We start from the raw sequence: 20,267 nt of genomic DNA on the forward strand, positions 1-20,267 counted from the left end.
GTTGCTCATAGGTTTCTTCCCTGTTCTCGTTCCGCGGCATTGCCATGGTGCTCCACCCTGACCCAGCGACTGCCGTCGGCGGAGCTTGCCTCAACCGCTTCGAGCACTCGCTGCACCTGGAGGCCTTCGTCGAACGACGGCCGCGGCTGTGTACCGGCGGCGATATCGATCAGCAAGTCGCGCACCTGGTGCGAAAACGGGTGCTCGTAGCCGAGGCCATGGCCGGTCGGCCACCAGGCCGAAAGGTACGGATGCTCTGGCTCGGTGACGAGGATGCGGCGGAAGCCGTTCTGCCCGGACTGATCCGTGGCGTCGTAGAAATCGAGCTCGTTCATCCGCTCGAAGTCGAACGCTATCGCCCCCTTCGAACCGCTGAACTCGAGGCGGAACGCGTTCTTGCGCCCGGTCGCGTATCTCGTCGCCTCGAACGAGGCGAGCACGCCGCCGTCCAGCCGTGCGGTGAACAAGGCAACGTCATCGACGGTTACCCGGCCGCGTTCGCTCGATGCAGTGCCGCTGAGCCCAACCGACTCGCCGAGCAGTGGCCGCTCGGGTACAAGCGTTTCCAGGACTCCGCTGACGCTCGTCACCGGGCGGCCCGTGATGAACTGCACGGCGTCAATCGCGTGCGCGCCGATGTCACCGAGAGAACCCGAGCCGGCGAGGTCCTTGTCCAGCCGCCAGGTCATCGGTCCTTCGGCGTCGACGAGCCAGTCCTGAAGGTAGAGCGCGCGTACCTGTCGCAGCTGTCCGATCTTCCCAGCGGCGACCAGATCGCGGGCGAAGGTGATCGCGGGCACCCGCCGATAGCTGAATCCCACCATGGCGTAGGCGCCGTGTGCTGCTGCTCGCTCGGCTGCGTCGGCCATCCGTTGCGCTTCGGCGACCGTGTTGGCGAGAGGCTTCTCACACAGCACGTGTTTGCCCGCCTCCAGCGCCGCTATCGCTATCTCGGCATGGGTGAAGCCGGGGCTGCAGATGTCAACGAGGTCGATGTCGTCACGCTCGATCACCCGGCGCCACTGTGTTTCCGCCTCCGCCCATCCGAAGCGCTCCGCCGCCGCTTCGACGCGGGCCGGGTTTCGCCCGACGATCACCGCCATCCGCGGCTCGACCGGAAGTTCGAAGAAGCGCGGCGCGACGCGCCATGCCTGCGAATGCGCCGCTCCCATGAAGCCGTACCCGACGAGTGCAATGCTGAACTGTTTCTTGCTCATGTGTGCACACTCCCGTTCGTATGGTCGAGCGAACGGACCAGCCGATACTAGCCCGTGTCGTCACGGTATCCGGTCACGGCAGCCAACGCAAGCTTTCTCGTCTGGCTCAGAAACATATCGCTCGCATCTCGCTTCAATGCTGGCCGTGCCGGACTCAAGCCTTCGGCGGCGCCGTGCTCGCCCGCACGATGAGACTTGTCGCAAGATCGAGACGAACGAGCTTGTGATGCGGATCGTCGCGCATCGCGAGCACAAGACGCGTCGCCTCTTCCGCCATCTCGATCAAGGGCTGACGTACCGTTGTGAGCTTGGGGCCCATCCAACTGGCACTCGGAACATCGTCGTAGCCAACCACGGAAACATCGTCCGGGATGACCAGGCCCTGCATGCGTGCGGCTTCATAGACCCCGAAGGCCTGGAGATCGTTGCCTGCGAAGATCGCAGTCGGTCGATCCGCTCTGGTCAAGAGCCTCGTACCGGCAGCAACCCCATCCTCGTAGTGAAAGCTGCCAGCTTCGATGAGCGTCGCCTCGAACGGGATGCCCGCCTCGTCCAGCGCAGCGCGGTACCCGGACAGCCGAGCGCGCGAGCACAGCATTTCCTGCGGGCCATTGACCATGGCGATCCTGCGGTGACCGAGCTCGATCAGGTGCCTCGTAGCCGCCAGGCCGCCCGACCAGTTGGCCGACCCCACCGACGAGACATCCTGGTCCGGCTCCCCGGCCGGGTCGAGCACGACAAACGGAATGTTGCGGGTTCTCAGCTGTCTCTTGTGGTCAATCGAGAGGTCCGAAAAGAGCAGGATGACGCCGGCTGGTTGCCGTCGGAGGATTCCGTCGATCCAGTCGGGTGCGAGCGACAGGTGTCTCCCGCTTTCCGTGAGGATGACACTGAGACCCCTCTCCCGCGCGACGCTCTCGACTCCCCGGATGATCTGAAGCGACCACTCGCTGTCGATGTTGTCGAACACTAATTCAAGGAGGATGCCCTGTTCATGGGCGGTGCCACGCCGGCTATACCCCGCGGAGTGAAGCAGGCCTTCGATCTGTTCGCGTACCGAATCAGAGACGCCGGCTCGGCCATTGAGCACCTTTGAAACCGTCGACACCGACACTGAGGCACCGTGCGCAATCTCGGCGAGTGTGGCACGCGGCTGCGAAACCTTTTGCTGGCTCATGCGCTCATGGTACCGGTCAAACAGGCTCGCGCCGTGGCCGCTGGACGCAGTCCGTCTCGACTTTTTGTTGACAATGCCCGAGAACCCATGAATACTGATGCCGTCGCTGAACGAAACCTTTTCATGAACAGAGCGACAATTGCATCCAACGACGAATCAACACCGCTGCCACTGTCGACGGCGGCTGGAAAGGAAACTGTCATGGCTTCACAATCCACAGGATCTTCCTTCTCGAGGCGCGGTTTCCTGGGAATCGCCGGAGGCGTCGCAGCGACTGCCGTGCTCGCAGCCTGCTCGACCGGAGGGAAGGCCGGAGCCGGTTCTGCCAAGGCGATCAAGTTCTGGAACATGCCGTGGGGCGGCACCGAATTCAACCCGACCGACAAGAAGATCACGCTGGCGTATACACCCAAGAGTGGCCTCGGGGCGGCAACCTATCAAGAAATTCAGTGGGCGAACTTCACTCAGACGTTCTCGTCCGCCGTCGCATCCAACACCGGTCCAGCGGTGAGTTCCGGTGGCGGGACGCAAGCCTTCCAGTTCGCCCATCAGGGCAAGATCGCCTATGCAGATCACCTGCTCGACAGTTGGAAGAAGTACGGCATCTACGACGACTTCTTCGACGGCCTGGTAGACACGATGAAGACCGATGAGGGCTACGCGGCAGTGCCGTACAACCTTGACGTGCGGATCTCGTGGTACAACAAGACCCTGCTCGAACAGGCGGGTGTCGAGCCGCCAACAGACTGGGACTCTTACAGGAACGTCTGCGCAGCGCTCAAGAAGAATGGCGTCTACGGGTTTGGTCTCGGCTCCGGCGCCGGCAGCTTCACCGGCAGCCACATCCTCACGGCGTTCATGATCAACAACGGAGGCGGGCTGTTCAACGCCGATAAGAAACCAGACTGCGTCACCCCGCAGAACATCGAGGCCATGGAGTACATCCTGGATCTCGTGAAGAGCGGATACAGCGACCCGGCGGCAGCGACCTACACGAGCGCCAACGTGCAATCGCAATGGAAGGCAAAGAAGTTCGGCTTCGGGTGGGACGGCGCAGGTCTCGCCGCTGGAGCCGTGGGTGATGTTGCGGGCGACCTTGTAGTCGGGAGCCCGCTCACCAGTCCGAGCGGCAAGAAAGGCGGTCTGTACTTCCCGAACAACATCATGATGTACAAGAACACGCCGAGCCAGGAGAGTTCCGAGGCGTTCCTTACCTACTACTACCAGAACATGAAGGAGCTGTGGTTGAAGAAGACCGGGATCGGCCTGCCGCCGCTGAAGTCGATCTCGGAGACCGCTGAATTCCAGTCCGAACCGAACAATGTCAAGATCATCAAGGAATGGCAGCCCGTCTTCAAGACCTGGGCCGCACCGGGCGGTGACGGACTGTTCTACAACATTGCCAACACCGTCGACGGAACCGCTCCGATGATCACCTTCGCGCAGGCGATCCTCGGTGGAAGGACCGACGCAAAGAGCGCTCTGACCACGTTGCAGACTTCTATGGAAGGCCTCATGAAGTAAGGCCGAACGGGGGTGGGCCGAGCGCAAGCCGGGCCCGCTCCCCTTTGACCATCACCGGGATCTTCGAAGGAGAAGCACTATGGCGACCCTGTCCGTGATCGGAGCGCTCAAGAAGGCGCGGAGCGGCGTGGGGAACGCCGGGTCGCCGCGGCCCCGGCCATCCAGCAACCGAGAAACCAAGCGCGCGTTCTCCCACTCTCGGACATTCTTCTTTTTTGTGCTGCCGTCGCTGATACTGCTTCTGCTCTTGAACCTCTACCCGGTGATTTACGCGGGCCTGCAATCCCTGCGCAACGGCGACCTGCTGAGCGCGGGCGATTTTGTCGGCATGCACAATTACGTCTCGATCGTGCAGACCCCGGCGTTCTGGCACGCCACCGGCTTCACTATCGTCTTCACCCTCGTGGGCGTCTTCGGAAGTTGGGCCATCGGACTCGCGCTCGCCCTGCTGCTGCGCACCCGGATCCCGGCTAACGGCTTGTTCAAGGTGCTGCTGCTGCTGCCTTGGGTGGTCCCGGTCGTGGTTTCGGCGACATCGTGGAACTGGCTGGTGGCGACACCGCAATCGCCACTGCCGATGCTCGCGCAGGCGCTGGGCCTCGGCAACGTGCTGTTCCTCGCAGATCCGCTGCTCGCACAAGTGACGTTGTGCGTGTTCAAGGTCTGGATCAGCTTCCCGTTCATGATGATGATGATGTCCTCGGCACTGGCTTCGGTGGACATCAACGTTTACGAGGCATCCAGAATCGACGGCGCCTCGAGCTGGCAGATCTTCGGGGGCATCACACTGCCGATGATTTCGCGCTCGACATACATCAGCTGGATCTTGATGACGATCTTCTGCGTCAACGACTTCCCGAGTGTGTTCCTGCTGACCGGCGGCGGGCCGGTCAACTCCACGCAGACCCTCGTCGTCCTGGCCTACTCGACCGTCTTTCAGAACTTCCAGACCGGGCCGGGGGTCGCGATCGCCTTCATCATGACCATCGTGCTCGTGATCATCGCCACGATGCTGTACCGCCAGATTCGAAAGGTGAACATCGAATGAGTGTGATTACTTCGGAGGTCGCCGATACCCGCCTGAGCCAACCCGCGGCACCTCCTATCAAACGGCGTACCCTCACCCAAGCAGCGGAACGAGGCAAGTGGTGGCGTTTTCTCGCCGTGCTGATCATCTCCGCCATCGTGTTGGTCCCCATCGTCGCCGTGGTGCTGCTCTCGCTTGAACCGTCGCTCGGTAGCACGGAAACCGGTGCGACGCTGGAGAACTTCGGCAAGGTCTTCGCGCAGACGTCGGTAGGAGCGTGGCTCGCGAACAGCCTCATCGTCACCCTGGTCACCGTCGTCATCGCGGTGATCGTCGCGGCACCCGCTGGATATGTGCTCTCCCGAGGCCGCAGTCGGCTGGTCTCCGGCTACTCGCTCATCCTATTCATCGTGCAGTCGCTGCCGGTCGTCACCGCGGTGATTCCCCTGTTCATTCTGTTCGCCCAGGTCGGTCTGGTCGATAACTTGGCAGGCGTCACGATCATCTACGTGGGTTCGACCATGTCCGTTGCGATTTGGATGATGGCCGCGTACTTCGACTCGATTCCGATTACTCTCGAAGAGGCCGCATGGATGGACGGCTGCTCGGTTTTCGGCAGCTTTGCCCGCATCGTATTGCGTAACTCATTGCCTGGTGTGCTTTCCACCGCCATCTTCGCGTTTCTGCTTGCCTGGAACGACTACCTGGTCGCTGTGGTGTTCCTACGCTCCGACGCGAACTACACCCTGCAGATCGGCCTGCAGACGTTCTTCCAGCAGAATCAGACGAACTGGGGACTGGTCATGGCCGTCGCCGTCATCATGATGCTGCCACCGGTCATCCTGTTCGCGGTGCTGAACAAGTACTTCAGCGTCGGGGGGATCGGCGGCTCGCTCGCCGGACGCTGAATCCCCCGTCAGGCGGTGAACGCACCGGGGCGGAAAGGGAACATCGCCCGGGGTAACCGTCGTCAGTGCCCGCCGGAGCGCCGCTTGTTGAACACGTCGAACGCCACGGCGAGCAGCAGCACCAGGCCCTTGACCGCCTGCTGCCATTCGATGCCGATGCCCATGATCGACATGCCGTTGTTGAGCACGCCGATGATGAGGCCGCCGATGATGCCGCCGGCGATCGTACCGACGCCACCGTGGATGGCCGCACCGCCGACGAACGCGGCCGCGATGGCCTCGAGCTCGAATCCGTCGCCGGCCTTGGGGCCGGCGAGGTTGAGGCGTGCCGTGAAGACAAGCCCGGCGATCGCGGTGAGCACGCCCATGTTGACGAACAGCCAGAACGCCACGTTCTTCGTCTTGACGCCGCTGAGCTCCGCCGCGTGCAGGTTGCCCCCGATCGCGTAGATGTAACGCCCGAACGGTGTGCTCTTCATGACCACGCCGTAGACGAGCACGAGGATCGCCAACAGGATCAACGTGATCGGAAGGCCCTTGAAGGTCGCCAGCGCGTACGCCAGGAAGAGCACGCCGACGGACACGAGCACGAGTTTGGCGACGAACCAGGCGGCGGGTTCGACTTCTTGTCCGTAGCTCTGCCTGGCGTGCCTGGCGCGGGTCTGGGTCACGGCCAGGGCGACGATGGCGATGATCGCGATCCCCATGGTGACCGGGTCGACTTGGTATTCCCCGAGGAGGTCGGTGAGGAACCCGTTGCCGATCGCCCGGTATTCGAGCGGGAACGAGCCGATGTTGGCGTTGCCCAGTACCACGAGCGCAAGCCCGCGGAAGATGAGCATGCCGGCCAGCGTCACGATGAACGACGGTATGTCGACATAGGCGATCCAGAAGCCCTGCCAGGCGCCGGCCAATGCGCCGACCAGCAGCGACAGGATGATCGCAAGCCACCAGGGCAGCCCCATGTTCACCGCGAAGACGCCGGACACCGCTCCGATGAACGCGGCCATCGAGCCGACCGAGAGGTCGATGTGGCCCGCAACGATGAGCATCACCATCCCCATGGACAGAATCAGGATGTAGCCGTTCTGCACGATGAGGTTGGAGATGTTCTGCGGACGCAGCAACACGCCGTCCGTGAGGAACTGGAACAGCACCACAACGACGATGAGTGCGAGGAAGATCCCGTTTTTTCCGATGTCGCTGAGAATGTGGCCGAGTGCGGATCCCGGGGTGCGGTTGCCGTCGCGCTTGCCCGCATCCGCCTTGCCTGGCTTCGGCCGTTGCATGGTGTCAGTCATTGACGTGAAGTCTCCTTGTGAGTCTCGTGCGGCGCCTGCCTAGGACGCTTTTTCCATGGTCATGAGTTTGATGAGTGCTTCCGGGGTGGCCTGCGCGATCGGCAGTTCGCCGGTGATCCGCCCCTCGGCGAGCGTGTAGATCCGGTCGCAGGTTCCGATGAGCTCCGGCAGTTCGGACGAGATCACGATGATGCCTTTGCCCTCCGACGCCAACCGGTTGATGATCGTGTAGATCTCGTACTTCGCGCCGACGTCGATGCCGCGAGTGGGCTCATCCAGGATGAGCACCTCCGGGTCGGCGTAGATCCACTTGCTCAGCACGACTTTCTGCTGGTTTCCGCCGCTGAGCTGCCCGGTGTTCGACAGCACAGAGGGAGCCTTGATGTTCATGCTCTTGCGGTACTTGTCCGCGACGGCGTACTCCTTGTTGTCATCGACGAGTCCCAGCCGGGTCAGCTTGCCCAGCGACGCCATCGAGATGTTCCGCTTGATGTCCTCGAGCATGTTCAGCCCGTAGTTCTTGCGGTCCTCGGTGGCGTAGGCGAGCCCGTTAGCGATGGCTTCCGAGACGGTGCGGGTCTTGATCTCCTTGCCGTGCAGGTACACCTTGCCCGAAATCCGGCTCCCGTAGGAGCGCCCGAACAAACTCATCGCGAATTCGGTGCGGCCGGCGCCCATCAGCCCGGCGATGCCGACGATTTCGCCTCGGTTGACGGTGATGTTGACGCCGTCCACCATGACGCGCGTCGAATCCTGCGGGTGGTAGGCGGTCCAGTCCTCGACGCGCAGGATCTCCTCGCCGATCGATGGGGTATGGTCCGGGTAACGGTGTTCGAGGTCCCGACCCACCATGTCCTGGATCATGCGATCCTCGGTGACGTCGTCTTTGGCGATCGTCTCGATTACTCGGCCGTCGCGGATAACGGTGACGGCGTCGCCGATCTTCTTGATCTCGTTGAGCTTGTGGGAAATGATGATCGAGCTGATGCCCTCGGCCTGGAGGCTGCGAATCAGCCCCAGCAGGTGCGCGGAGTCGTCGTCGTTGAGAGCGGCAGTTGGCTCGTCGAGAATGAGGAGCTTCACCCGCTTGGAGAGTGCCTTGGCGATCTCCACGAGCTGTTGCTTGCCGACGCCCAGTTGCATGACGGGGGTGGTCGGGCTTTCCCTCAGTCCCACGCGTTCGAGCAGCGCCACGGCTTCCTGATTGGTCTTGTTCCAATCGATGAGCCGGTTCTTCCCCTTGATCTCGTTGTTGAGGAAGATGTTTTCGGCGATCGACAGGTAGGGGCTCAGCGTCAGCTCCTGGTGGATGATGACGATGCCTTGGGCTTCGCTGTCCCGGATGTTGCCGAACGCCACCGTCTCGCCCTCGAAGACAATGTCGCCCTCATAGCTGCCGTGCGGGTAGACCCCGCTCAGCACGTTCATGAGTGTGGATTTGCCGGCGCCATTCTCGCCGCAGATGGCGTGGATCTCGCCTCGACCGACGGTGAGAGTGACATCCTGGAGCGCTTTGACTCCGGGGAAGGTCTTGGTTATCGACCGCATCTCCAGGATGTTCGTCGTCACGTGAGTCACCTGTTCCTTGGGTCAGAAGATGTTCAGAAGTGTAGGGGTAACGGTGTGCCGGTGGGGGCGGAATGCGCCCCCACCGGTGTACCGCGCTCTGCTGCGATCAGCCGTCGATGTCGGACTGCTTGTAGTAGCCGACGTCAACCAGTGCTGTCTTGATGTTGTCCTTGGTCACCACGACAGGCTCCAGGAGGAACGACGGCACGACCTTCTTGCCGTTGTCGTAGTCCTTGGTGTTGTTGATCTCCGGCTTGCTGCCGGTGAGCACCGCCTGTGCCATGCTCACGGCGACCTTGGCGAGGTCGCGGGTGTCCTTGAAGATGGTCGAGTACTGCTCGCCCGAGACGATCGCCTTGACAGAGTCGAGTTCGGCGTCCTGACCGGTGATGATCGGGAAGTCGTCTCCGACCTTGTATCCGGCGTCGGTCAATGCGGAGATGATGCCGCGCGACAGACCGTCGTACGGTGCCAGAACACCCTGTACCTGCGACCCGTCCGAGTAGCTCTTCGTCAGAAGGTCCTCCATGCGGCTCTGCGCCAGTTCGCCATCCCAGCGCAGGGTGGCGACCTTGGTGAAGTCGGTCTGCCCCGACTTGACGACCAGCACGCCCTTGTCGATGTACGGCTGGAGCACGGACATCGCACCCCTGAAGAAGAACCCGGCGTTGTTGTCATCCGGGCTGCCGGCGAAGAGCTCGACATTCAACGGACCGGTGACACCCAAGTCCTTGCCGTCGGCGTCAACGACGCCCAAGCCGGTGAGCAACGAGGTGCCTTGCTGCACGCCGACCTTGAAGTTGTCGAACGACGCGTAGTAACTCACGTTCTTGGTGCCGTTGATGAGGCGGTCGTATGCGATGACCGGAATGTCTTGATCGGCCGCTTCCTGAAGCACGTTCGTGAGGGTGGTGCCGTCGATCGATGCAATGATGAGCACCTCGGCGCCCTTGGTGATCATGTTTTCGATTTGGTCGACCTGCCGCGGGATCTTGTCCTCGGCATACTGCAGGTCCACCTTGTAGCCGGCAGCCTCAAGTTGCTTCTTGATGTTGTCGCCGTCCTTGATCCACCGCTCGGATGACTTCGTCGGCATCGCGACGCCGATTAATCCGCCCTGGCCCGCTCCGTCGGCTCCGTTGGTGCCGGCTTTGCTGGAGGGCGCGCAGCCGACGAGACTGGCCACCATAGCTCCGGCGGCAAGCGACGCCAGAATCACTCTCTTCTTCACTCTTGTTTCCTCTCGAATCTTTCGATGGACGTCGTTGTCGTGCCTGTGCTGTGCGGATCCGGGTTGTCCATGAAGCCCGGCCGCTCGGGAACACCGAGTTGGTGCGCGCCGTGGAGCGTTGTATTGCGAAGGGAATCCCGCAATGTGACCGTTCACATTGCGTGACCTTATGCTGACCCTTCGCGGAGCGAGTTGTCAAGTCCGAGCGCCGGTCCAGTCGATTGGCGAAAGACGAATTCGGGTTGGGTGCGTGACGGACCCAGCTCTCGCCCTGCGAGCGCCTCCTGAAGGGTCACCATGATGCGCCGGCCCAGTTCGCCGAAATCCTGGCGCACGGTGGTGAGCGGCGGCGTGAAATGTTCCGATTCTGGAATATCATCGAAACCGACGATGCTGACATCCGCAGGGACCGAGATCCCCGCCTCGGTGAACGCGTGCAGCAGCCCGAGTGCCATTTGATCGTTGGCACAGAAGATGGCCGAAAACCCGCCGGTCGCGGCGAGCCTGCGGCCACAGCGGTAGCCGCTGCCTGCCAGCCAGTCGCCGACGAGAGGATCGGCCGCGGGAAGCCCCCGCTGTGTCAACTCCGCCCGCCAGCCACGCTCACGCTCGGCGGCGTCCAGCGATCCTGCCGGGCCGGCCAGGTGCAGGATGCTGCGGTGACCGAGGTCGGCCAGGTGAGCGGTTGCCATCCTGGCGCCGGCGAACTGGTCAATCGACACGCTGTGCAGCCCGGTACGGCCACTGCTCTCGGCCGTGATCAGTGGCACGCCAAGGGTGACCCCCTGGATCGCTTCGAGCGAAGATCGGTCCGCCGCCACGAGTACGAGTGCTTCGACATCCTGCCGCAGCAATCGGTCGACTGCGGCCAGCATCGCGCTGCGCTCGGCGATTGCCATGCTGGCGATACTGACCTGGTACCCGGCCTGCCTCGCAGCTTCGTTGAAGCCGAGCATGATGCTGGACGGGCCGTAGAGGGCGCTGCCCGTGCTGATCAGGCCGATCGTTCCGGTCTTGCGCGTGGCGAGAGCCCGAGCCGCGGCGCTAGGCCGGTAACCCAGCCGTTGGATGGCGTCCTCGACCCTGGCGCGAGTGCTCGCCCGCACCGTGCCTTCCTCGTTGAGCACCCGCGAGACGGTCTGGTGCGAGACGCCCGCGAGTTTCGCGACGTCGGTGATCGTGGCCACCGGTCAGAAGCCCCTGGCGAGTCGGTAATAGGCCTGGTTCCACCGCAGTTCGCGGGTGAACTCGCGCAGGGTGGTGTTCTGGTCGATGACGACGAGCTCGTTCTTCGCGATCTGTGCGAAGTCCTCGAAGACCTCTAGCCCCACCTGCGTACTCATGACGGTGTGGTGGGCGGCACCGGCGGTGAGCCACGCGGCGGCCGAGGTGGCCAGATCGGGCTCTGGCTTCCACACTGCTCGTGCCACCGGCAGCTTGGGCAGCGGGTGAGGCAGTGGCACGACCTCGACGACGTTGGCGACCAGGCGGAACCGGTCACGCATGTCCGAGAGGGCGACGACGATGCCGGGACCGGCATCCGTGTCGAAGACGAGGCGCACCGGGTCGTCGCGGCCGCCGATTCCGAGCGGATGGATCTCCAGGCGCGGGCGCGAGGAGGTGAGGCTGGGGCACACCTCAAGCATGTGAGCGCCGAGGATGACCTCCTCACCCGGGACCAGGTGGTAGGTGTAATCCTCCATCAGCGAGGCGCCGCCTGGCAGTCCCGCGCCCATGACCTTCGCGGCTCGGACGAGCACCGCGGTTTTCCAGTCGCCCTCAGCCCCGAACCCGTAGCCGTCGGCCATCAGGCGTTGCACGGCGAGCCCTGGCAGTTGACGCAGTGCGCCCAGGTCTTCAAAGCTCGTGGTGAACGCGCCGAACCCGCCGGCCTCGAGGAAGAAACGCAATCCCAATTCGATGCGGGCGCCATACCGCAGGCTGTCGTGCCTCGCGGCGCCTCGGCGAAGTTCCGGTGCCACGTCGTAGCTCTGCTCGTATTCCCCCACGAGGGCGTCCACGTCCTGCTCGCTCGCGGCAGCCACCGCGTCGGCGAGGTCATTCACCCCCCACGTGTTGACCTGCACCCCGAACTGCAGTTCGGCTTCGGTCTTATCGCCCTCGGTGACGGCGACGAATCGCATGTTGTCCCCGAACCGGGCGAGTTTGAGGTCGTGGGTGGCCGCCCAGCCGGCGGCCGCGCGGGACCAGGTGCCGATCTTGGCCGTGACCTGTGGGTTGGACGCGTGTCCCACCACGGTCTTGCGGGCGACCCCGAGGCGGGTCTGAATATAGCCGAACTCGCGGTCGCCGTGCGCCGCCTGGTTGAGGTTCATGAAGTCCATGTCGAGGTCTGCCCAGGGCAGTCCGACGTTGGCCTGCGTGTGCAGATGAAGCAGGGGCTTTCGCAGCAGGTCGAGGCCGGTGATCCACATCTTCGCGGGGCTGAACGTGTGCATCCAGGCGATGACACCGATCGTCTTGTCGCTGGCGTTCGCCTCGATCGCTGCGCGGCGGATCGACGCGGAGTCCGTCAGCACGGGTTTCCAGACGACGCGCACCGGAATGTCACCGGCCTCGTCGAGCATCCGGGCGATCGTCTGAGACTGCTGCGCGACCTGACGCAGGGTGTCCTCGCCGTAGAGCCCTTGGCTCCCGGTGAGGAACCACACCTCGAAGTCGGCGAGATCGGGGATGATGCTTCTGCTCACTGGTGTTCTCCTGACACGTGCTGGCCATAGACGTTCTGGTACCGGTTGAAGAGGGCGTCGATCTTGTCCGGCGGGATGGGGATCGGTTCGCCGAGTTGCCGAGCGAGGTGCACGGTGCGGGCGACGTCCTCGGCCATCACCGCGGCCTTCACGGCGTCGCGAGCGTTCCGCCCGATAGTGAACACGCCGTGGTTCTGCATCAGCACCGCCCTGGACCGGTGTCCGCTGAGCGTGGCGACGATACCTTCGCCGATCGACTCGTCGCCGATGATGGCGAACGGTCCGACGGGGATCTCTCCCCCGAATTCGTCGGCCTGGCCGGTGATGACGCACGGCACGGCTTCGCCGCGTGCCGCCCAGGCGGTGGCGTACGGCGAGTGGGTGTGCACGACGCCGCCGACTTCGGGCATATGCCGGTAGACGTATGCGTGTGCCGCGGTGTCGCTGGAGGGCGCAAAGTCGCCTTCGAGGACTACGCCGCCGAGGTCGCACACGATCATCGATTCCGGAGTCAGGTCGGCGTAGTCGACCCCGCTGGGCTTGATCACGAACAGATCGGTGCCGGGAACCCGGCCGGAGACGTTGCCACCCGTCCACACGACGAGGCCGTACCGCACCAAGTGCTGGTGCAACGCTGCGACGTCGGCGCGCACCGTTCGTATCGCATCCGCGGTCGCCGAACCGCTCACATCCTGGTTTGTCATGCCTGCTGCCTTTCTTCTGCGTCAGCCGTGCCGTCTCGCCCGGTGCGGAAGCCCTCGCGCCTCAGCGCCGTCAACCGGTGCATCACGTCGTTGCCGCCGCGGCCGAAGTAGTCATGCAGCTGCACATATTCGGAGTACAGCTTGTCGTAGGCATCCGCGGCCCGGGGGTCCGGGGTATAGGCGGCCCGGTTCACCGCACCCATCCGGTTGCCGGCCGAGCGGACATCCGGGTATGCGCCCGCGGCAACGGCCGCGTGAATGGCCGAGCCGAGAGCCGAGCCCTGGTCGCTGGCGATAGTGGAAATGGGCATCCGCAACACGTCGCTGTAGACCTGCATGAGGAACTGGTTCTTGAGCAGACCGCCCGCGACGATGAACTCGGTGACCGGAATACTGCCGGCTGAGAACGTCTCGATGATCCGACGGGTGCCGAAGGCGGTTGATTCCAACAGCGCGCGGTAGATTTCCTCCGGCCGAGTGGCCAGGGTGAGTCCCACGATGGTGCCGCTGAGTTCGTGGTCCACGAGCACCGAACGATTACCGCTGAGCCAGTCGAGCGCAACGAGCCCGTGGCCCCCGACCGGTTGGCTCGAGCACAGCTTCGTGAGGTACTCGTGGATGCTGACGCCGGCGGCGTGCGCCCGCTCGTGATAACTTCCCGGAACCTGATTCTTCACGTACCAGGCGAAAATGTCGCCGACGCCTGACTGGCCCGCCTCGTATCCGTACAGCCCGGACACGATGCCGCCGTGGACCACTCCGCACATGCCAGGGACGTCTTCCAACAGATCCGAGTTCATCACGTGGCAGGTGGAGGTACCCATGATCGCGACCATCTGCCCCGGCTCCACGGCGCGCGCGGCCGGAGCAGTGACGTGCGCGTCCACATTGCCCACCGCGACCGCGATGCCCGCCGGCAGTCCCGTCCAGGTGGCGGCCTGAGCAGTGAGCGTTCCGGCACTCTCACCGAGCTGCCCGATGTCGTGCGCCACCTTGTCCTGGGCGAACGACGCGAAGGCCGGATTCAGCGCGCCCAGGAAGTCACGGCTGGGATAGGCGCCGTCCTGATAGATGCCTTTGTAACCTGCCGTGCACGCGTTCCGCAGGTAGCGGCCGGTGAGCTGCCAGACGATCCAGTCGGCGGCCTCGACCCAGTGATCCATCCGCTCGTACAGCTCCGGGTCCTCTTCCAGTAATTGGAGCCCCTTGGCGAATTCCCACTCGCTGGAGATCAGTCCGCCGTAGCGCGGCAGCCAGCTTTCGTGCCGGGATGCCGCGAGTTCGTTGATGCGGTCGGCCTGCGGTTGGGCGGCATGATGCTTCCACAGCTTGACGTAGGCGTGCGGCCGGTTGACGTATTCCGGCAGCTCGCTCAGCGGGGTGCCGTCCTGGAGCACGGGCACCATCGTGCAGGCGGTGAAGTCCGTGCCGATCCCGATGATCCTGGCTGGATCGATGCCCGCCGCCTTAACCGCTTGGGGAACGGCCGTCTTCAGCACGTCGATGTAGTCCGAGGGCACCTGAAGTGCCCACTCCGGCGGCAGCGCGGCGTCGGCGCCGGCCACGGTAAGGCGCTGGTCCATCACCGAGTGCGGGTACTCAAGCATGGCACTACCGAGCTCCGTTCCGTCCGACACCCGAACCACCACTGCCCGTCCCGACAGCGTCCCGAAGTCGATCCCGATGACGAAGCTGTCATCAGCGTGCTTCGTTTCCGCATCCATCTGGAACCACCGCTCTTCCCCGAAATGTGACCGCTCACATTGATTGGTGCCATGCTACCGCGGATGGCTCTGCGGCTCACGCCAGAGGGCGCGCCGGCCCGGTCGACTCGCGGATCACCAGTTCAGGAACGATGCGGTGCCCGGCGTCGTCGCTGTCCGTACCCAGTTCGCCGAGCAACAGCCGGATCGCGCGACGGCCGAGTTCGGCGAAGTCCTGGTGCACGGTGGTCAGCGGCGGCCAGAAGTGGGCGGACTCCGGGATGTCGTCGAAGCCGACCACGCTGACATCGCCGGGAACGTTCAGGCCGGCTTCGCGGAACGCGTGCATCAGGCCGAGGGCCATCTGGTCGTTCGCCGCGAACACCGCGGTGAAGTCGCGGAACCGTGCCAGTTGCCGACCAGCGTGGTGGCCGAAGTCCGCCGTCCAGTCGCCGAGGATCGGCGGGTGCGTGCGCAGGTCGGCGTCGCCGATTTCCTGAAGGAAGCCGCGCATCCGTGCCTCTGCCTCGATCCAGTCTTGCGGGCCGGCGACATGCACGATCTCCTCGTGGCCGAGGTCGATCAGGTGCCGGGTGGCCAGGCGTGCGCCGGCGAACTGGTCCACCGCGAGGCTGCGGGCAGCATCCCGGTCGGTGGAGTCGAGGGTCACCAGCGGCACGTTGAACGCAAGCTCCTTGACCGCATCCAGCACCGTGACCTGAGGCGCGATGACGACGAGGCCCTCGATGGCTTGGCTCATCAGGTGTTGCAGCCCGTCCAGGATGGCAGCGCGGTCGCTTGTGGCCAGACTCGTCGTGCTGATCAGGTAGCCGGCTTCCCTGGCGGCCTGCTCGATCGCGTGCAGGCTCGTGGTGGGCCCATAGAACGCCGTCTGGGAAGTGAGCACCCCGATGGTCCTCGACCGGCTGGTGACGAGGGTCCGCGCGGCCTGGTTCGGCCGGAAGCCGAGCTCGTTGATGACGTCGAGCACCCGTTGTTTCGTGGCTGGGCGGATGTTCGGCGAATCGTTGAGAACTCGCGACACGGTTTGGTACGAGACGCCGGCCAGGCGTGCCACATCCCGGATGTTGGGCGCGCGAACCTTGTCAGGATCCATCTGTTCGCACCCGGCTTCATCGTTGATGTGTACGGTCACATCGTTCGGCGGTTGACACCATTATGGCGCAGTCAGGGTTCCCAGCTTCGCGTCACGCTCGCGGCCTCGTGCGGCGCTGCACCAGCGTGACGACCAGCGCGGCGATCGCCAACCCGGCGGCGATGGCGAGATTGACGCCGGCGAGTACGAGCAGCCCGGCGACCAGCACGCACGAGATGATCGCGAGCCACCAGCCCAGTGACCAACGCTCGAGCAGGCGCACAGCCGCGAGCATCCCGAGTGCGTAGACGGAGATCATGCAGCTGGTGTGGATGAGGATGAACGGCGTGAGGTCGAGCCCCTCACTCACCAGAGAGACCAGGTACACCGTCGCCAGGCCGCCCACCACAAGCAGGCTGCGCCGCGGGATGCCGCCGGTTTCGGCCCCTGCGGCGAGCCATCTGGGCAGGTCGCCGTCGCGGCCGAGGGAAGCGCCGAGTTTCGCGAACGCTCCCAGGTAGGTGTTGAGCACGCCCAGTGAGACCACGGTGGCCACGGCCGCGACGCAGGCGGGCCCGATCCCGGGCGCGGTGACGGCGACCAGGTCGAGCAGCGGCACGGGGCTGCCGCCTGCGGCCGTGCCCAGCACCGCGACGGTGACCAGCTGCAGAGCGAGGTAGGCGATGCCCACGGCGGCGATGGCGATGGCGGTGGCCAGCGGAATCGTGCGCCGTGGGTTCTTGAACTCGCCCGCGATGTGCGTGACTGCCTCCCAGCCGGCGAACGCCCAGACGAACAGGCTGACCGCGGCTCCGACGCCGCCCCAGCCGCCCGGTAGGAACGGCGTGAAATTCTCCGCCCGCGACGCCGGTGCTGAGACCGCAACGACGCCAACGACGATCACCACGAGCGCGCCGGTGAGCCAGAGCTGCACGGCCCCGGAGACCCGAAGGCCGTAGGCGTTCGAGACGAACGGCGGCACGAGAATCACCAGCGCGACGGTCACCACCGCCCAGGGCGGTCCGCCGAAGATCGCGACGATGTACGAAGCACCGAGCACGGCGACAACGGGGATGCCGACGGTAACGCCGAAGAAGAACCAGTATCCGGCCATCCGCGCCGCCGTGGGACCGAGGGCGAGCCGGACGAAGGTGGCGACGCCACCGGCATCCGGATAACGGGCGGCCAGGGCGGCGAACGTACCGGCCAGCGGTATGGACAGCAGCAGCACGGCCAGCACGGCCAGGATCGACGCGGGGCCGGCCTTGGCGGCGGCCAGAGCGGGAAGCACCAGAATACCGGTCCCCAGCACCGCGGCGATGTACAGGGCCGAACCCTGCAGGAGCCCCACGGTCGGCACGTGCGCGCGCGGGGCAACTACCGGCGAGACGTTTCGGATGCTCATGATCTCAATACTCGTCGTGGCAGTAATGCATCGTCCAGTGAAATCCGGTCACGCATGCGCGACTTCGCGCCACGAACGGCGCAGCCAGCCCATCTCAGGATGCCGGCAGTGCCTGCAGCACGTCGTCGACCAGGTCGCGCTCTCCCTCGATGCCCACCGACAGTCGCACGATGTTGTCGGCCACCTCGAGTTCGGTGCCGCGCACGGACGCATGGGTCATCTCGGACGGGTAGTTGACCAGCGACTCCACTCCGCCGAGGGACTCGGCCAGCTGGAACAGGTGCAGTGACTGCGCGAAGGTCCGCGCCGCCGCACTGCCGCCAAGCAGACCGAGCGACAGCATCCCGCCGAAGCCGCGCATCTGGCGCGACGCCAACTCGTGTCCTGGGTGGCCCGGCAGGCCCGGATAGTAGACGCACTCGACAGCCGGATGCCCCACCAACGCCTCGGCGATCGCCTGCGCATTGGAGGAGTGGCGCTCCATCCGCACGGCCAGGGTCTTGATGCCGCGGATGGTCAGCCAGGCATCCAGCGGCCCGGACACGGCACCGGCGGCGAACTGCAGGAAGCCGATCTTCTCGGCCAACTCGTCGTCGTTGACCACCAGCGCGCCGCCGAGGACGTCCGAGTGCCCGCCGAGGTATTTCGTGGTGGAGTGCACCACGACGTCGGCGCCGAGGGCCAGCGGGTTCTGCAGGTACGGAGACGCGAACGTGTTGTCCACCACCACGATCGCCCCGGCGGTGTGGCCGATCTCGGCCAGCGCGGCGATGTCGCTGATCTTCATCAGCGGGTTGCTCGGGGTCTCCAACCACAGCAGAGCGGTGCCGCGACCGACGCTGGCTCGCACGGCATCCAGATCCGACAGCTCAACGGTCTCCAGCGCGACGCCCCACGGCACGTGGATGCGGTTGACCAGTCGGTGCGTGCCGCCGTAGACGTCGTTGCCCATCACCACGCGGTCGCCGGGCTTCAGGATGGCGCGCAGCGCGACGTCTTCTGCGGCCAGTCCCGCCGCGAAACTGTAGCCGTGCTTGCCGCCCTCCAAATCGGCCAGTAACTCCTGCAGGCTGTCGCGGGTCGGGTTGCCACCACGGGTGTACTCGTACCCGCCGCGCAGGTCGCCGATCGACTTCTGCACGAAGGTGGAGGTCATGTATACCGGCGGGACGACCGATCCGGTGGTCGGGTCGAAACCCTGGCCGACGTGGATGGCGCGCGTTGCGAAGTCGTGGTTGGACATGGATGCTTTCTGTTGGGTCATGCGGAGAGGAAGGTCAGGAGGTCGTGCCTGGTGACAACCCCGGTGGGCTTGCCGTCGGTCAACACGAGCAGCGCATCCGCGGTGGTGAGCGCGGTCTGGGCCCGCTCAAGCGACTCGTTCACGCCGATCAGCGGGAGTCGGGGGGCCATCAACGGCTCGACCGGGTCGTCCGGTTTCGTCTGGCCACTGGTGAGCCTGGCCACCAGTTCCCGCTCGTGGATCGTGCCGATGACCTCTCCCAAGACGACGGGCGGCTCGGCGGAGAACACCGGCAGATCAGACACACCGTGCTCGCTCATGAGGGCGATGACCTGGCGCACCGTGTCGGAGGGACGCGCGTGCACCAGGAGCCGGCTTCCGGGTGCGCCACCGAGCGCGTCGGCGACCCTCGCACCCTCGGACGGCGCCGTGAACCCGTGCGAGGCCATCCAGTTCTCGTTGAAGATCTTGCCGAGGTAACCGCGGCCGCTGTCCGGCAGCAGCACGACCATGATGTCGTCGGCGCTGAGGTCCTTCGCCGCCTTCAGCGCGGAGGCGACGGCCATGCCGCTGCTGCCGCCCACCAGCAGTCCCTCCTCGCGGGCCAGCCGCAGTGTCATCTCAAACGCCTCGGCATCCGAGGATGCGACGATCTCATCCACCACGGACGGGTCGTATGCGGCGGGCCAGAAGTCCTCGCCGACGCCCTCTATGAGGTACGGACGGCCGGTGCCGCCGGAGTACACCGAGCCCTCGGGGTCGGCGCCGATGACGCGTACCGCGCCGCCCGACACCTCCTTGAGGTACTTCCCGGTGCCGCTGATTGTGCCGCCGGTGCCCACGCCGGCGACGAAGTGGGTGAGCTTACCGTCGGTGTCCGCCCAGATCTCCGGGCCGGTGGTCTCATAGTGGCTGAGCGGGCCGTTCATGTTGGAGTACTGGTTCGGCTTGAACGCGCCGGGGATCTCTCGAGCCAGCCGGTCGGAGACGCTGTAGTAGGACTCCGGACTCTCCGGCGCCACGGCAGTCGGGGTGACCACGATCTCGGCGCCATAGGCGGTGAGCACGCTGCGTTTGTCCTCGCCGACTTTGTTCGGCAGCACGAACACGCAGCGGTAGCCGCGCTGCTGCGCGACCAGAGCCAGCCCGATGCCGGTGTTCCCGGAGGTGGGCTCGACGATGGTGCCACCCGGCTTCAGCTTGCCCTCCCGCTCCGCGTCATCGATGATCTTGACGGCGATGCGGTCCTTGGACGATCCACCCGGGTTGAGGTATTCCACCTTGACCAGCACCGTCGCGGCGATCCCTTCCGCCACTGAATTCAGTTTGACGAGGGGAGTGTTCCCGATCAGATCGAGCACGGAATTGGCGTATTTCATGATGGCTTCAATCTATCAGCGGCCCCGCCGCTGCCTCAGGGTGGAATACCACCGGCGCTACCAGGTTTGACT

The 20,267-nt window shown here is 64.7% G+C and carries 16 protein-coding genes; 3 read left to right on the forward strand and 13 right to left on the reverse strand.

All coding sequences use genetic code 11. The features are described 5' to 3' along the window. Nucleotides 1–5: 5 nt before the first annotated feature. Together ABFX56_RS06720 and ABFX56_RS06725 are read right to left on the reverse strand one after the other, a co-directional pair. Nucleotides 6–1,217 carry a Gfo/Idh/MocA family protein gene (locus ABFX56_RS06720; RefSeq protein ID WP_346232485.1) on the reverse strand — a complete coding sequence of 404 codons (1,212 nt, stop codon included), beginning with the start codon at nt 1,215–1,217 and terminating at the stop codon, nt 6–8. Nucleotides 1,218–1,371: 154 nt separating this feature from the next. Beyond that, nucleotides 1,372–2,394, reverse strand: coding sequence for a substrate-binding domain-containing protein (locus ABFX56_RS06725; RefSeq protein ID WP_346232486.1), 1,023 nt, complete (start codon nt 2,392–2,394; stop codon nt 1,372–1,374). A gap of 201 nt (nt 2,395–2,595) precedes the next feature. Between ABFX56_RS06725 and ABFX56_RS06730 the strand changes: the two genes are divergently transcribed. The 3 genes from ABFX56_RS06730 to ABFX56_RS06740 all read left to right on the forward strand — a co-directional run bounded on the left by ABFX56_RS06730 (nt 2,596) and on the right by ABFX56_RS06740 (nt 5,853). Beyond that, the gene (locus tag ABFX56_RS06730) at nt 2,596–3,918 is read left to right on the forward strand and encodes an ABC transporter substrate-binding protein (protein ID WP_346232487.1); all 1,323 of its coding nucleotides are present in this window, start codon (nt 2,596–2,598) and stop codon (nt 3,916–3,918) included. A gap of 79 nt (nt 3,919–3,997) precedes the next feature. Continuing rightward, nucleotides 3,998–4,966, forward strand: a complete 969-nt coding sequence (locus ABFX56_RS06735) for a carbohydrate ABC transporter permease (protein WP_346232488.1) — start codon at nt 3,998–4,000, stop codon at nt 4,964–4,966. Next, the gene (locus tag ABFX56_RS06740) at nt 4,963–5,853 is read left to right on the forward strand and encodes a carbohydrate ABC transporter permease (protein WP_346232489.1); all 891 of its coding nucleotides are present in this window, start codon (nt 4,963–4,965) and stop codon (nt 5,851–5,853) included. Before ABFX56_RS06735 ends, ABFX56_RS06740 begins: the two co-directional genes overlap by 4 nt. A gap of 62 nt (nt 5,854–5,915) precedes the next feature. Here ABFX56_RS06740 and mmsB read toward each other — a convergent pair whose 3' ends face one another. From mmsB to ABFX56_RS06795, 11 genes are all read right to left on the reverse strand, one after another. Next, the gene (gene mmsB, locus ABFX56_RS06745) at nt 5,916–7,154 is read right to left on the reverse strand and encodes a multiple monosaccharide ABC transporter permease (RefSeq protein ID WP_346232490.1); all 1,239 of its coding nucleotides are present in this window, start codon (nt 7,152–7,154) and stop codon (nt 5,916–5,918) included. Between the two features lie 39 nt (nt 7,155–7,193). Continuing rightward, entirely contained in the window at nt 7,194–8,723 is a 1,530-nt protein-coding gene (gene mmsA / locus ABFX56_RS06750; RefSeq protein WP_346232491.1) for a multiple monosaccharide ABC transporter ATP-binding protein, read from the reverse strand. 106 nt (nt 8,724–8,829) lie between these two features. Beyond that, the gene (gene chvE / locus ABFX56_RS06755) at nt 8,830–9,912 is read right to left on the reverse strand and encodes a multiple monosaccharide ABC transporter substrate-binding protein (protein WP_346233165.1); all 1,083 of its coding nucleotides are present in this window, start codon (nt 9,910–9,912) and stop codon (nt 8,830–8,832) included. Nucleotides 9,913–10,121: 209 nt separating this feature from the next. Further along, a complete protein-coding gene (locus tag ABFX56_RS06760; protein ID WP_346232492.1) occupies nt 10,122–11,141 on the reverse strand; it encodes a LacI family DNA-binding transcriptional regulator in 1,020 nt (339 codons plus the stop codon). Nucleotides 11,142–11,144: 3 nt separating this feature from the next. Further along, on the reverse strand, nt 11,145–12,653 hold the full coding sequence (araA, locus tag ABFX56_RS06765) for an L-arabinose isomerase (RefSeq protein ID WP_346233166.1): 1,509 nt from the start codon (nt 12,651–12,653) through the stop codon (nt 11,145–11,147). Between the two features lie 8 nt (nt 12,654–12,661). Continuing rightward, nucleotides 12,662–13,369 carry an L-ribulose-5-phosphate 4-epimerase gene (locus tag ABFX56_RS06770; RefSeq protein ID WP_346232493.1) on the reverse strand — a complete coding sequence of 236 codons (708 nt, stop codon included), beginning with the start codon at nt 13,367–13,369 and terminating at the stop codon, nt 12,662–12,664. After that, nucleotides 13,366–15,093 (reverse strand): ribulokinase, encoded by a 1,728-nt coding sequence (araB, locus tag ABFX56_RS06775; RefSeq protein ID WP_346232494.1) that lies wholly within the window; start codon nt 15,091–15,093, stop codon nt 13,366–13,368. The genes ABFX56_RS06770 and araB overlap by 4 nt, the downstream gene beginning before the upstream one ends. A 76-nt stretch (nt 15,094–15,169) precedes the next feature. Further along, nucleotides 15,170–16,189 (reverse strand): LacI family DNA-binding transcriptional regulator, encoded by a 1,020-nt coding sequence (locus ABFX56_RS06780; RefSeq protein ID WP_346232495.1) that lies wholly within the window; start codon nt 16,187–16,189, stop codon nt 15,170–15,172. A 91-nt stretch (nt 16,190–16,280) separates the two neighbouring features. Next, entirely contained in the window at nt 16,281–17,573 is a 1,293-nt protein-coding gene (locus tag ABFX56_RS06785; RefSeq protein WP_346232496.1) for an APC family permease, read from the reverse strand. Nucleotides 17,574–17,667: 94 nt separating this feature from the next. Continuing rightward, on the reverse strand, nt 17,668–18,837 hold the full coding sequence (locus ABFX56_RS06790; protein ID WP_346232497.1) for a cystathionine gamma-synthase: 1,170 nt from the start codon (nt 18,835–18,837) through the stop codon (nt 17,668–17,670). Continuing rightward, nucleotides 18,834–20,195 carry a cystathionine beta-synthase gene (locus tag ABFX56_RS06795; RefSeq protein WP_346232498.1) on the reverse strand — a complete coding sequence of 454 codons (1,362 nt, stop codon included), beginning with the start codon at nt 20,193–20,195 and terminating at the stop codon, nt 18,834–18,836. Before ABFX56_RS06795 ends, ABFX56_RS06790 begins: the two co-directional genes overlap by 4 nt. Nucleotides 20,196–20,267: the final 72 nt, after the last annotated feature.

The sequence above is a fragment of the Parafrigoribacterium mesophilum genome (assembly GCF_039652555.1).
Taxonomy (GTDB): Bacteria; Actinomycetota; Actinomycetes; order Actinomycetales; family Microbacteriaceae; genus Parafrigoribacterium; species Parafrigoribacterium mesophilum.

Coding starts and splice junctions, on each gene's coding strand:
- ABFX56_RS06720 (WP_346232485.1), bottom strand. CDS start 1,217: ATGAGCAAGAAACAGTTCAGCATTGCACTCGTCGGGTACGGCTTCATG.
- ABFX56_RS06725 (WP_346232486.1), bottom strand. CDS start 2,394: ATGAGCCAGCAAAAGGTTTCGCAGCCGCGTGCCACACTCGCCGAGATT.
- ABFX56_RS06730 (WP_346232487.1), top strand. CDS start 2,596: ATGGCTTCACAATCCACAGGATCTTCCTTCTCGAGGCGCGGTTTCCTG.
- ABFX56_RS06735 (WP_346232488.1), top strand. CDS start 3,998: ATGGCGACCCTGTCCGTGATCGGAGCGCTCAAGAAGGCGCGGAGCGGC.
- ABFX56_RS06740 (WP_346232489.1), top strand. CDS start 4,963: ATGAGTGTGATTACTTCGGAGGTCGCCGATACCCGCCTGAGCCAACCC.
- mmsB (WP_346232490.1), bottom strand. CDS start 7,154: ATGACTGACACCATGCAACGGCCGAAGCCAGGCAAGGCGGATGCGGGC.
- chvE (WP_346233165.1), bottom strand. CDS start 9,912: ATGGTGGCCAGTCTCGTCGGCTGCGCGCCCTCCAGCAAAGCCGGCACC.
- ABFX56_RS06770 (WP_346232493.1), bottom strand. CDS start 13,369: ATGACAAACCAGGATGTGAGCGGTTCGGCGACCGCGGATGCGATACGA.
- araB (WP_346232494.1), bottom strand. CDS start 15,093: ATGGATGCGGAAACGAAGCACGCTGATGACAGCTTCGTCATCGGGATC.
- ABFX56_RS06780 (WP_346232495.1), bottom strand. CDS start 16,189: ATGGATCCTGACAAGGTTCGCGCGCCCAACATCCGGGATGTGGCACGC.
- ABFX56_RS06785 (WP_346232496.1), bottom strand. CDS start 17,573: ATGAGCATCCGAAACGTCTCGCCGGTAGTTGCCCCGCGCGCGCACGTG.
- ABFX56_RS06790 (WP_346232497.1), bottom strand. CDS start 18,837: ATGACCCAACAGAAAGCATCCATGTCCAACCACGACTTCGCAACGCGC.
- ABFX56_RS06795 (WP_346232498.1), bottom strand. CDS start 20,195: ATGAAATACGCCAATTCCGTGCTCGATCTGATCGGGAACACTCCCCTC.